Annotated in this window: 7 protein-coding genes; 2 read left to right on the top strand and 5 right to left on the bottom strand. The window is 71.9% G+C overall.

The window, feature by feature from the left end:
- Positions 1 to 171: 171 nt before the first annotated feature.
- Positions 172 to 1,749 (bottom strand): hypothetical protein, encoded by a 1,578-nt coding sequence (locus ACZ7L4_RS08600; RefSeq protein WP_472100909.1) that lies wholly within the window; start codon positions 1,747 to 1,749, stop codon positions 172 to 174.
- A 337-nt stretch (positions 1,750 to 2,086) separates the two neighbouring features.
- Here ACZ7L4_RS08600 and ACZ7L4_RS08595 point away from each other — a divergent pair, with 337 nt between their 5' ends.
- Together ACZ7L4_RS08595 and ACZ7L4_RS08590 are read left to right on the top strand one after the other, a co-directional pair.
- Positions 2,087 to 5,095 carry a glycoside hydrolase family 3 N-terminal domain-containing protein gene (locus ACZ7L4_RS08595; protein WP_472100907.1) on the top strand — a complete coding sequence of 1,003 codons (3,009 nt, stop codon included), beginning with the start codon at positions 2,087 to 2,089 and terminating at the stop codon, positions 5,093 to 5,095.
- Between the two features lie 114 nt (positions 5,096 to 5,209).
- On the top strand, positions 5,210 to 5,692 hold the full coding sequence (locus ACZ7L4_RS08590; RefSeq protein WP_472100905.1) for an SRPBCC family protein: 483 nt from the start codon (positions 5,210 to 5,212) through the stop codon (positions 5,690 to 5,692).
- A gap of 11 nt (positions 5,693 to 5,703) precedes the next feature.
- On the opposite strand, the gene ACZ7L4_RS08585 is transcribed toward ACZ7L4_RS08590, so the two are convergent.
- The 4 genes from ACZ7L4_RS08585 to ACZ7L4_RS08570 all read right to left on the bottom strand — a co-directional run bounded on the left by ACZ7L4_RS08585 (position 5,704) and on the right by ACZ7L4_RS08570 (position 12,256).
- A complete protein-coding gene (locus ACZ7L4_RS08585) occupies positions 5,704 to 6,891 on the bottom strand; it encodes a glycoside hydrolase family 6 protein (protein WP_472100904.1) in 1,188 nt (395 codons plus the stop codon).
- A 181-nt stretch (positions 6,892 to 7,072) separates the two neighbouring features.
- Positions 7,073 to 8,221: an XdhC family protein gene (locus tag ACZ7L4_RS08580; protein WP_472100902.1), complete on the bottom strand. Its 1,149-nt coding sequence runs from the start codon at positions 8,219 to 8,221 to the stop codon at positions 7,073 to 7,075.
- Positions 8,222 to 8,264: 43 nt separating this feature from the next.
- Positions 8,265 to 9,716, bottom strand: a complete 1,452-nt coding sequence (locus ACZ7L4_RS08575; protein WP_472100901.1) for an NCS2 family permease — start codon at positions 9,714 to 9,716, stop codon at positions 8,265 to 8,267.
- A 149-nt stretch (positions 9,717 to 9,865) separates the two neighbouring features.
- Entirely contained in the window at positions 9,866 to 12,256 is a 2,391-nt protein-coding gene (locus ACZ7L4_RS08570; RefSeq protein WP_472100899.1) for a xanthine dehydrogenase family protein molybdopterin-binding subunit, read from the bottom strand.
- Between the last annotated feature and the right edge of the window lie 3 nt (positions 12,257 to 12,259).

Raw genomic sequence — 12,259 nt, 5'->3', positions numbered from 1 at the left:
ACCGCCTCCCGGTTTCGCACTTCAGTTGCTTGTATCGAGCAAGCTTGTTTCGAGCCTGTGAGTGTAGCCCCCTTTCCTGGGCCCCTCACCCAGGGGGTACAAGGGTATTTGCGCAGGTCAAAAGGGGGTCAAGCCCGGGTCAAGAGGCTCGTGGCGGGGGCCGCGGCGGGGCTACAGATCCGTGCCCAGTTCGCTCCTGACCACATAGCTGCACTGCGTGTACGAGTATCCGGCCGCGACCCGGCCGCCCGCCGCGCGCCCGCTCGCCGTCGCGTCGCGGCCGCCCGGCTTGTGCAGGAAGTGGTACGTGCCCGCGGGCAGCCGCAGCGTCCTCTTCGGGTAGCTCTTCCCGCTCGCCTTGCACGCCTTGGCGCGGCCCGCGGCCTCGGTCGGATACGTCTTGCAGGATCCGCAGGCGGGGACGGTGATCCGGCCGGTGACCGGTCCCGTGTAGAGGACCTCGACCGGGTCGGGGCCGTCGTTGCTGATCACCATCTCCATGCGGGAGCCGCCCGGCCCACCCTTCGGCGGCAGCCGGTCGCCCGCGGCGGGCCGCAGCTGCGCGATCTCGGCGGCGGTGGCGACCTGCTGGGCGCGGGCCCGCCGCTTGTCGCCCTTGTACGTGCGCGCGAAGTCCGTCAGCGACGTGCGCGCGGCGCCGAACTTCTTGTCCTCGAACTGGTCGATGCCGCAGGCGTACGTCCCGTCCGTCACGGCCGCCCCGACCCGGCCGCGCAGGTGCGCGGGCACCGGCGCGGGCAGCCGCTTCGCGGTGTCGCCGATGCGCCGCAGCTCACGGGTGGCGGTGCACGGGTCCGCGCCCTTCAGGGCGCCCGCGCGCCGCTCGACGGCCGCGCGCACGGCGGGCTCCACCTCGCGGGCCTGCGCCGACTCCGGGAACGTGCGCAGGAGTTGGCCCAGTTCGCCGCCCCGGCCGTCGGACTCGGCGGCGCCGAGCTTTCCCGTACCGCACTCCAGGAGCGAGGCGGCGAGCGGCTTGTCGGGCCAGGTCGCGAGGGAGCCGAGGACGGTGCGGTCGATGGTGTCCGGCACCGTCCGCAGGTGTTCGAGGGGTGCGACGGCGGCGCAGTGCTCACCGTCGGCGTACGGCGCGGAGACCGCCTTGTAGTAGGCGTCGAGGCTGTCGTGCACGCGGTGGGCGGCCCTGGAGTCCGGGTGGTCGGCGGCCAGGTCGCGGTAGCGGCCGAGCGCCGTGCGGTAGTCGGCGCGCGCCTCGCCGAAGTCGCGGGCGGAGGCCTTCTCGACGAGGGCGTCGGCGCTGTCGAGCCGGTCGAGCAGCATCTGCTCGCGGGCGTCGTCGCGCAGACCGCCGTACGCGAAGGCTCCCCCGGCCGGCACGGCGAGCAGCACGACGCCGAGCAGGATCGCCACAACAGGCTTGATCTGTACGGAACTTGACGGCGCACGCAGCCCGCGCCGCGCACCGTCGGCCACCGCGGCGAGCAGCAGCACCGCGTACCCGATCAGCGCCCAACCGGGCACCCCGTCGGGGTCGGCGGGCAGCGCGAGGGTGAGCAGGGCGGCCGTGGCGGCGACGCACAGCAGGGCCAGCAGGCGGCTGCGCACGAGGACGTATCCCAGGCCGAGGCCGCTGAGGTTGAGCAGTCCCGCGGCGACGGCTCGCGCCGGATCGGCGGGGCCGGCGGGCGGCCGGGGAGCCGGTCGGGCGGGCGGCCCGAACGCGACGTGCTGCGCGGGACCGAAGGCCGGCGGGCCCGGAGGAGGCATCGGTGGTCCCGGAGGCATCGGCGGAATCTCCGGCATCCGCGGAGGCGGCCCGAACCCGCCGCTTCCCTGCCGCTCCGCGTCGTCGGACGACGCGCCCCCCTGCCACCTCATCGCGGTCCCCCAACCGTCAGGTGTCACACCCCGAAGCAAACGATCGGGGGCGCGACCCCGCCTGTCAATCGGTCACAAGTGGCCAACCCGGCGGCGCCGCGCCCCCAACTCCCTTTACGTTCCGAACCCTTGACGCCCCCACCCCTCCCCCTTTAACTCAAGGCTTGAATTTAGAAACGGCACGACGCACCACAAGCACCCGCAACGGGACCACCCGGAGGGAAACTTGCGTCACACCGACTCCACCACCGGCTCGGGCCGCAGAAGCCGCCGCAGACGCGCGGCCTTACTCGCCGTGTCCGCGCTCGCGGCAGGCCTGCTGCCGCTGACCGGCACCACGGCCGCCTCCGCCGCCGACGACCCCGCACCCACCCCCGTCGACCGCTTCGAGGGCGAGGTGCCCTTCGCGACACAGCCCGCCGAGGGCCTCTTCACCTGGGGCGGCGACACCGACGACCATCCGAAGCTCGAACTCGAGGAGCGCGCCGACGCCCCCGAGGGCGCCAAGGTCCTCGAAGGCGCCTACGACATCAGCGGCTACGGCGGCTTCAGCCACGACTACGCCGCGGACAAGCCGGCCCACGACTGGTCGGCCCACAAGGGCATCCGCTTCTGGTGGTACGGCGACGCCTCGGGCCGCAAGCAGAACTTCGAGATCAAGGACGGCGGCGCGCACGGCGAGGCGTCCGAGCTGTGGACGACCACGTTCACCGACGACTTCACCGGTTGGAAGCAGGTCGAGCTGCCGTTCACGCGGTTCGAGTACCGCACGGACTACCAGCCCGTCGGCGGCATCGACCACGTCCTCGGGCTCGACAAGATGTGGGGCTACGCGGTCACGCTGCCGACCGGAACCAAGAGCCAATTCGCCATGGACGGCGTGGAGTTGTACGGCAGGGCCGACCAGTCGCTGCGCGCGCAGGTGGCGACGGACGCGGCCGTGTACCCGGTGAAGGAGGGCGGTTCGGCGGCGGTGAAGCTGTCCGTCACGACCACCGGGAACGTGCCGATCGAGGACCCCGTCACCATCGAGTACGCCACCGGGGGCGGCACCGCCGACGCGGGCAAGGACTACACCCCGGCCACCGGCAAGGTCACGTTCCCCGCGGGCACCGCGTCCGGCGCGGCCAAGACCGTCTCGGTCGCGACCAGCAAGGACTCCGCGAAGGCCGAGACCGCCGAGACGATCCCGCTGAAGCTGACCGTCACCGGCGCCAAGCCGCCCGCCGAGTCCCCGCAGGTCGTCATCGACGCGCACGGACTCCCGTACCTCGACACCAAGGCCCCGATCAAGAAGCGGGTCGCCGACCTCGTCTCGCGGATGTCCCTCGAGGAGAAGGTCGGCCAGATGACACAGGCCGAGCGGGCCGCCCTCACGTCACCGGGCGACATCGCGAGCCACAACCTGGGTTCGCTGCTCTCCGGCGGCGGCTCCGTGCCTACGCCGAACACGCCCGGGGCCTGGGCCAAGATGATCGACGGCTATCAACTGCGGGCGCAGGCAACGCGGTTCCAGATCCCGCTGATCTACGGCGTGGACGCGGTGCACGGCCACAACAACGTCGTCGGCGCCACGATCATGCCGCACAACATCGGCATCGGCGCGACCCGCGATCCCCAACTCGCCGAGAAGACAGGGGCGGTGACCGCGTCCGAGGTGCGCGCGACCGGCGTCCCGTGGGACTTCGCGCCCTGCCTGTGCGTGAGCCGCGACGAACGCTGGGGCCGCTCCTACGAGTCCTTCGGCGAGGACCCTGCCCTCGTCGAGTCCATGGAGACGATGATCAAGGGCTTCCAGGGCCGCGCGAACGGCAGCGACCTGGACAGGAACGACAAGGTGCTCGCCACCGCCAAGCACTTCGTCGGCGACGGCGGCACCGAGTACGGCTCCTCGACCACCGGCTCGTACACCATCGACCAGGGGATCACGAAGGTGACGCGGCAGGAGCTGGAGGCCGTGCACCTGGCGCCCTTCGGCGACGCCGTGAAGCGCGGGGTGGGCACGGTCATGCCCTCGTACTCCTCGCTCGACATCATCGGCGACGACCAGGGCCCCGTGAAGATGCACGCCGACGCGGCGATGATCAATGGTGAGCTGAAGAAGAAGATGGGCTTCGACGGCTTCGTGATCAGCGACTACGCGGGCATCGACCAGATCCCGGGCGACTACGCGTCCGACGTGCGTACGTCGATCAACGCGGGCCTCGACATGATCATGGTGCCGAACGCCTACGCCGACTTCGAGAAGACCCTGCTCGCCGAGGCCACCTCGGGCCGGGTCACCGAGGCGCGCGTGGACGACGCGGTCTCCCGCATCCTCACGCAGAAGTTCAAGCTCGGCCTCTTCGAGAAGCCGTACGCCGACACGAGCCGGATCGACGAGATCGGCGGCGCCGCGCACCGCGCCGTGGCCCGCGAGGCGGCGGCCAAGTCGCAGGTGCTCCTGAAGAACGACGGGAACGTGCTGCCCCTCAAGCGCTCCCAGAAGGTGTACGTCGCCGGGTCCAACGCCGACGACATCGGCAACCAGGCCGGCGGCTGGACCGTCTCCTGGCAGGGCCAGTCGGGGAAGATCACGGACGGCACCACGATCCTCCAGGCCATGAAGAAGGCCGCCCCCGGCGCGAAGGTCGACTACTCGAAGGACGCATCGGCGCCCACCTCCGGGTACGACGTCGGCGTGGTCGTCGTCGGCGAGACCCCGTACGCGGAGGGTGTGGGCGACGTCGGCAACGGCCACGACCTGGAGCTCTCCGCCGCCGACAAGGCGGCCGTGGACAAGGTCTGCGGCGCCATGAAGTGCGTCGTGCTCACGGTCTCCGGCCGGCCGCAGCTGATCGGCGACCGGCTCGGTGACATCGACGGGCTCGTCGCGTCCTGGCTGCCCGGCACGGAGGGCGACGGCGTCGCCGACGTCCTCTACGGCAAGCGGCCCTTCACCGGACGGCTCCCGGTGACCTGGCCGAAGTCCGAGGCCCAGCTGCCCATCAACGTCGGCGACGCCTCGTACGATCCGCAGTTCCCGTACGGCTACGGGCTCACGACCAGGGCGGCCGGCAAGGACAGCGGCGGTCAGGCGCGCGTGGCCGAGGAGCGGCTCAAGGTCCAGCAGAAGGCCGGCGGCAAGGTGACGGCGGCGTGGGCCAAGCCGTTCGCCGAGGCCGAGCACCTCGCCCTCACCGGCGACTACAAGGGGGCGCTGAAGAAGCTGGCCGCGGCGTACAAGGCGGCCTGACCGGCAGGCAGGGCGGCAACTTCGCGCGCGGGGCTCCGAGTTGGGGCCCCGCGCGACACGCCGCCCGACGTCCGGGGCGGACACCGCACCCGGACGTGTGCCTACCATCGCGACATGACCGCCCATATCAGCATCGTCCGTGACACGTCGCTGCGCGCCGCCGAGGCATGGGCGCGGCTGACCGACTGGGAGCGGCACGGGGACTCCGTGCCGCTCACCCGTGTCACGGTCACGACCCCGCCGCCGGACGCGGCGGGCACGGTGTTCGTGGCGCGCACCGGCGTCGGGCGGTGGGGCTTCGACGACCCCATGGAGATCGTCGCCTGGCAGCCGCCGCGCCGCTGCCGGATGGAGAAGCGCGGCCGGGTCGTCACCGGCTGGGCCGAGTTCGAGGTGCGGGCGCTCGGCGACGGCGGCTCGCGCGTCGAGTGGCGCGAGGAGCTGCACGTACGCGGGGTGCCCCGCGCCGCGGACCGGGTGGTCGCGGCGGCGGGGCGGTGGGTGTTCGGGCGGGCGGTGGACGGGCTGCTCTACGACTCCGAGGACGAGGTCACCGAGGACGACGCCCCCGGAGAAACGTCACCGCACCGGCTGTGAGCGGGTGGGCGTCACTTCCCGGCCCGCAGCGGCGGATTGGCGTACCGCACCAGTTCGAGCGCCTGCTGCGGGAACCAGTCGCCCGCCTTCGGGTCCACCGCGCCGCGCTCCGGGTCCTCGGGGCCCGCGGTGCCGCGCAGGCACAGGCCGTCCGACTCGCCGGGCGTCTTGATCCACAGGCGGGCGTCCTGCAAGGGGTCGCCGGTGCGCAGGGTCGGGCGGGCGCCGAGGCCGCGGTCCGGCGGATTGCACCAGTCCTGGGCGTCGGTGTACTTGCCGGCGGGCGGGGTCCAGGTGCCCCGGCCGTTGCGGCTGGAGTCCGTGACGAAGTGCGCCATCCGGGAGGCCGGGACACGCACATGGGCGTCGATCCAGGTCTGCGCCTCGGCGCGCGGGGTCGACTGGTTCGGGCAGTCGGCGGCGTCTCCCGAGGACTTCTCGACGTACGCGATGCAGGACGAGATCAGCTTCCCGTACCAGGAGTTGGCGTCGTCGGTGAAGTAGTTCGAGGCGTTGGTGTAGAAGCCGGCCGCGTCCCCGACGCCGCCCTTGATCAGGCGCGGCACGATGGAGTTGACGCTGTGCCAGCCGGGGTGGCCGGTGTCGAGGTAGACGCGGGTGCCGCGCAGCGGCTCCAGGTGGTCGACCGCGTAGTTGACCTCGGTGTAGCGCGCTGCGGTCTTGGTGCCCTGGGCGTCGTCCTGGCCGCAGTCGGCGGGGAGCAGGGCGAGCGCGTCGGGTTCGAGGACGACCATGGCGTCGCGGGAGCCGATGCCGCGGGCGACGGCGTCGATCCACGCCTGGTACTCGGCGGTGGTGGCGGCGCCGCCCGCGGAGTAGTTGGAGCAGTCGCGGCCGGGGATGTTGTAGAGCGCGAACACGGGGAGGTCCGCGCGCCGGTCGGCGTCCCTGACGACGTCGCGGGTGAGCTTCTCGACCTCGGCCGGGCTCTGGTCACCGAACCAGACGGCCTGCGGGGTGGCGATCATCGCGGTGATGCGGGCGGCGTCGCGGTACTGGCCCGCCTTGACGAGCCCCGCGATCTGCCGGACGGCGTCCGGGTTCGGGTCGGGCGTGTAGAGCCCGGTGCCGTGCCCGCCCTGCGCCGACGGCTCGGCGGCGAGGGCCTGCGGGGCGGCGAGCAGGAGGGCGAGGGTGGCGGCTGCCGCGGCTGCGGCACGGCTGAGAGGTCTTCGCACGGTGACTCCTGGGGTCCGGTCGAGCGGGTGACGGTCGGCTTGCGGGAGCGCTCCCACAGAGAGTCGACCGAGCCCTCCGGAACGTCAAGTACGCCGCACCCGACGCGCGTTGACATCACCCCGGGGGCCGCTGCCCCGGACCCCGCCCCTCCGGGTGCCGGAGGGGCGCCCTCGGGCCGGCTCAGGCCACCGAGTCGATCCGGCGGGAAGCCGTCGGCTCGTGGTGGATCGGCGTGTGCGCCCCGGTCAGGGACACCCCCGTGCCGCCCCGGCGGTCCGCCACGATCTCGGAGGCGATGGACACCGCCACCTCCTCCGGCGTACGGGCCCCCAGGTCGAGCCCGATCGGGGACCGCAGGCGCGCCAACTCGAGCTCGGTGACACCGACTTCACGCAGCCGCTCGTTCCGGTCGAGGTGCGTGCGCCGCGAGCCCATGGCCCCCACGTACGCGACCGGGAGCCGCAGCGCGAGCCGCAGCAGCGGCACGTCGAACTTGGCGTCGTGGGTGAGGACGCACAGCACGGTCCTGCCGTCGACCTCGGTCCGCTCCAGGTACTCATGCGGCCACTCGACGACGATCTCGTCGGCGTCGGGGAACCGCGCGGCCGTCGCGAACACCGGCCGCGCGTCGCACACCGTGACGCGGTAGCCGAGGAACCTGCCCATCCGCACCAGCGCCGACGCGAAGTCGATCGCGCCGAACACGATCATCCGCGGCGCCGGCACCGACGACTCGACGAGGACGGTGAGCGGCGACCCGCACCGCGAGCCCTGCTCACCGATCTCGAGCGCGCCCGTGCGTCCCGCGTCGAGGAAGGCCGCCGCCTCCCCCGCCACGGTGCGGTCGAGCTCGGGATGGGCCCCGAACCCGCCCTCGTACGAGCCGTCGGGGCGGACGACCAGCGCCCGCCCCAGCAGCTCCCCCGGGCCCGACACGATGCGCGCGAGCGCCGCCGCCTCCCCCGTGGCGGCGGCGCCGAGCGCCCGCGCGAGCACCTCTCGTACGGCCGTGTCGGACGCGCGGACCGGCGTGACGAGGATGTCGATGACCCCGCCGCAGGTGAGCCCCACGGCGAAGGCGTCGTCGTCGCTGTAGCCGAACCGTTCGAGGACCGTTTCGCCGTCCTCGAGGGCCTGGCCGCACAGCTCGTACACCGCGCCCTCCACGCACCCGCCGGAGACCGATCCGATCGCGGTGCCCTCGCTGTCGACGGCGAGGGCCGCGCCCGGCTGCCGGGGCGCGCTGCCGCCGACGGCCACCACGGTGGCCACGGCGAAGTCGCGTCCCTGCTCGACCCACCGGTGCAGCTCGTCGGCGATGTCCAGCATGTCTCGGTCTCCTTAACGGTTCGTGGAACGGTCGGCCGGAGGGCTACTTGACGCCCATCCAGCTCTCGATCGGGTGCAGGCCGAAGTACACGAGGAAGACGAGCGTCAGCACCCACATGAAGGCGCCGATCTCGCGGAACTTCCCCTGCGCCGCCTTGATCGCCGTGTAGGCGATCACGCCGGCGCCGACGCCCGCGGTGATGGAGTACGTGAACGGCATCAGCGCCACGGTCAGGAACACCGGCACGGCCACGGCCCGGTCGGACCAGTCCACGTGCCGGGCGTTCTGCATCATCATCGCGCCGATGACGACGAGCGCGGCGGCGGCGACCTGTCCTGGCACGATCTGCGCGAGCGGCGTGAAGAACAGGCCGAGCGCGAAGAGGAACCCGGTGACGACGGACGAGAGGCCGGTGCGCGCGCCCTCGCCGACGCCGGTGGCGGACTCGATGAAGACGGTCTGCCCGGAGGCGCCCGCCACACCGCCGATGGCACCGCCCGCGCCGTCGATGAACAGCGCGTTGGACAGGCCCGGCATGCGGCCCTTCTCGTCGGCGAGCTTGGCCTCGGTGCCGACACCGATGATGGTGGCCATCGCGTCGAAGAACCCGGCGAGCACGAGCGTGAACACGATCATGCCGACGGTCATGCCGCCGATGGAGTCCCAGCCGCCGAACTCGACATGGCCGAAGAGCGAGAAGTCGGGCATGGAGACGGCGCTGCCGGTCAGCTCGGGCGGGCTGCCGCCCCAGACCTTCGGGCTGAGGTCGAAGACCGCGTTGACGATGACGGCGAGGATCGTGCCGACGACGATGCCGATGAGGATCGCGCCGGGGATGTTCCGGGCCTGGAGCATGAAGATCAGGAGCAGGGTGACCGCGAAGAGCAGTACGGGCCAGCCCTTGAGCTGACCGCCGGTGCCCAGCGTCACCGGGGCGCCCTTGCCGACGAACCCGGCGTTGACCAGGCCGATCAGGGCGATGAACATGCCGATGCCGATGGTGATGCCGTGCTTCAGGGCGAGCGGGATCGCGTTCATGATGATCTCGCGCAGGCCGGTGACGACAAGCAGCACGATCACGACGCCGTACATCACGCACATGCCCATGGCCTGCGGCCACGTCATGTTGGGCGCCACCTGGGTGGCGAGCACGCCGGAGACGGACAGGCCCGCGGCGAGCGCCAGCGGCACCTTGCCGAGGAAGCCCATCAGGAGGGTGCAGACGGCGGCGGCGAGCGCGGTCGCCGTGATGAGTCCGGCGTGGCTGAGCTTGTTGCCCGCGGCGTCGGGGCCGCCGAGCAGCAGCGGGTTGAGCAGGAGGATGTAACACATCGCCATGAAGGTGGTGATGCCGCCGCGCACCTCGCGCGCGAACGTCGATCCTCTGTCGGATATGTGGAAGTAGCGGTCGAGCCAAGACCTGCCGGCGGGCTGGCGCGAGCCCGCGCCCGCGTCGTCGGCGGTGGTCTTCGGCTCCACGGACTGCTGGGTCATGGTGCCTCGATTCCCAAGGTTCATAGGGGCTCCCGCGAACTGCCGTACGGCACACGGGTTTTGGGATGGCTGCACGACCCGGGGGACGGCCCGAGACGCAGAGGTACTGCGGGGTGGCGACGATCGCCGCCACCCCGCGGGGAGGCGGGCTAGGCCGAAGCCGTTCCCGTCAGGTGCTCGGGCCGGACCGGGGTCCGGTCGAGCTCCAGGCCCGTCGCGTTCCGGATCGCCGCGAGGACGGCCGGGGTCGACGACAGGGTCGGTGCCTCGCCGATGCCGCGCAGCCCGTACGGGGCGTGGTCGTCGGCGAGTTCGAGCACGTCGACCGGGATGGTCGGCGTGTCGAGAATCGTGGGGATCAGGTAGTCCGTGAAGGACGGGTTCCTGACCTTGGCGGTCTTCGGGTCGACGACGATCTCTTCCATCACGGCGACGCCGAGGCCCTGCGTGGTGCCGCCCTGGATCTGGCCGATCACGGACAGCGGGTTGAGCGCCTTGCCGACGTCCTGGGCGCAGGCCAGCTCGACGACCTTGACGAGTCCCAGCTCTGTGTCCACCTCGACGACGGCGCGGTGCGCGGCGAAGGAGTACTGCACGTGCCCGTTGCCCTGCCCGGTGCGCAGGTCGAAGGCCTCGGTGGGGCGGTGCCGCCACTCCTCCTCGACCTCGACGGACTCGCCCTCCAGGACATCGACGAGGTCGGCCAGGACCTCGCCGCCGTCGGTGACGACCTTGCCGCCCTCCAGGAGGAGTTCGGCGGTCGCCCACGCCGGGTGGTAGGTGCCCAGCTTGCGGCGGCCGAGGTCGAGGACCTTCTCGCGGACGAGCTCGCAGGCGTTCTTGACGGCGCCGCCGGTGACGTACGTCTGGCGGGACGCGGAGGTCGAACCGGCCGAGCCGACCTGCGTGTTGGCCGGGTGGATGGTCACCTGCGTGACGCCCAGCTCGGTGCGCGCGATCTGCGCGTGCACGGTGACGCCGCCCTGGCCGACCTCGGCCATCGCGGTGTGCACGGTGGCGACGGGTTCGCCGCCCACAACCTCCATGCGCACACGGGCGGTCGAGTAGTCGTCGAAGCCTTCGCTGAAGCCGACGTTCTTGATGCCGACGGCGTAGCCGATGCCGCGGACGACGCCCTCGCCGTGCGAGGTGTTGGACAGGCCGCCGGGCAGCTGGCGCACGTCGGCGCCCTCGCTGGACTCCCACTGGCGCTCGGGCGGCAGCGGCATCGCCTTGACGCGGCGCAGCAGTTCGGCGACCGGGGCGGGCGAGTCGACGGGCTGGCCCGTCGGCATGATCGTGCCCTGCTCCATGGCGTTGAGCTGCCGGAACTCGACCCGGTCGATGCCCACCTTGTCGGCCAGCTTGTCCATCTGCGCCTCGTACGCGAAGCACGCCTGGACCGCGCCGAAGCCGCGCATGGCACCGCAGGGCGGGTTGTTGGAGTAGAGCGCGATGGCCTCGATGTCGACGTCGTCGAGGACGTACGGGCCCACCGCGAGGGAGGACGCGTTGCCGACGACGGCCGGGGAGGCCGAGGCGTAGGCGCCGCCGTCGAGGACGATGCGGCACTTCATGTGCGTGAGCTTGCCGTCCTTGGTCGCCCCGTGCTCGTAGTACAGCTTCGCGGGGTGGCGGTGGACGTGTCCGAAGAAGGACTCGAAGCGGTTGTAGACGATCTTGACGGGCTTGCCGGTGCGCAGCGCGAGCAGGCACGCGTGGATCTGCATCGACAGGTCCTCGCGACCGCCGAAGGCGCCGCCGACGCCGGAGAGCGTCATCCGCACCTTGTCCTCGGGCAGGCCGAGGACGGGGGCGATCTGGCCGAGGTCCGAGTGCAGCCACTGGGTGGCGACGTAGAGGTCGACGCCGCCGTCCTCGGCCGGCACGGCGAGGCCGGACTCGGGGCCGAGGAAGGCCTGGTCCTGCATGCCGAAGGTGTACTCGCCGGAGACGATGAAGTCGGCCTTCTTGGCGGCCTCGTCGGCGTTGCCGCGGATGATCGGCTGGCGGTGCACGATGTTCGGGTGCGGGACGTGGCCGATGTGGTGGTCGTCGCGGTTCTCGTGGACCAGGACGGCGTCGGGCGCGGTCGCGGAGGCCTCGTCGGTGATGACGGGCAGCTCGCGGTACTCCACCTTGATCTTGGCGGCCGCGCGCCGCGCGGTCTCCGGGTGGTCGGCCGCGATGCAGGCGACCGGCTCGCCGTGGTGGCGGACCTTGCCGTGCGCGAGGACCGGGGTGTCCTTGATCTCCAGGCCGTAGTTCTTCATCGCGGCGGGGAGGTCGTCGTACGTAAGTACCGCGTAGACACCGGGAGTTGCCAGCGCCTCACCCGTGTCGATGGACACGATCTCGGCGTGCGCCGTGGTGGAGCGCAGGATGTGGCCCCACAGCATGTCCTCGTGCCACATGTCGGACGAGTACGCGAACTCGCCGGTGACCTTGAGGGTGCCGTCCGGGCGGAGCGTGGACTCGCCGATGCCGCCCTTGGTCTGCGATCCCTGGGTGACCTTGCCGGGGATTCCTGTCGTACCCATGCT

The organism is Streptomyces sp. NPDC107575, assembly GCF_055657265.1.
Note: the sequence above shows the minus strand (reverse complement) of the source record. Positions and strands in the feature narration are given on the sequence as shown.

Excerpts from the sequence above, each read along its gene's own strand:
- ACZ7L4_RS08600 (WP_472100909.1), bottom strand. The coding sequence starts at position 1,749 with ATGCCTCCTCCGGGCCCGCCGGCCTTCGGTCCCGCGCAGCACGTCGCG.
- ACZ7L4_RS08590 (WP_472100905.1), top strand. The coding sequence starts at position 5,210 with ATGACCGCCCATATCAGCATCGTCCGTGACACGTCGCTGCGCGCCGCC.
- ACZ7L4_RS08580 (WP_472100902.1), bottom strand. The coding sequence starts at position 8,221 with ATGCTGGACATCGCCGACGAGCTGCACCGGTGGGTCGAGCAGGGACGC.
- ACZ7L4_RS08575 (WP_472100901.1), bottom strand. The coding sequence starts at position 9,716 with ATGACCCAGCAGTCCGTGGAGCCGAAGACCACCGCCGACGACGCGGGC.
- ACZ7L4_RS08570 (WP_472100899.1), bottom strand. The coding sequence starts at position 12,256 with ATGGGTACGACAGGAATCCCCGGCAAGGTCACCCAGGGATCGCAGACC.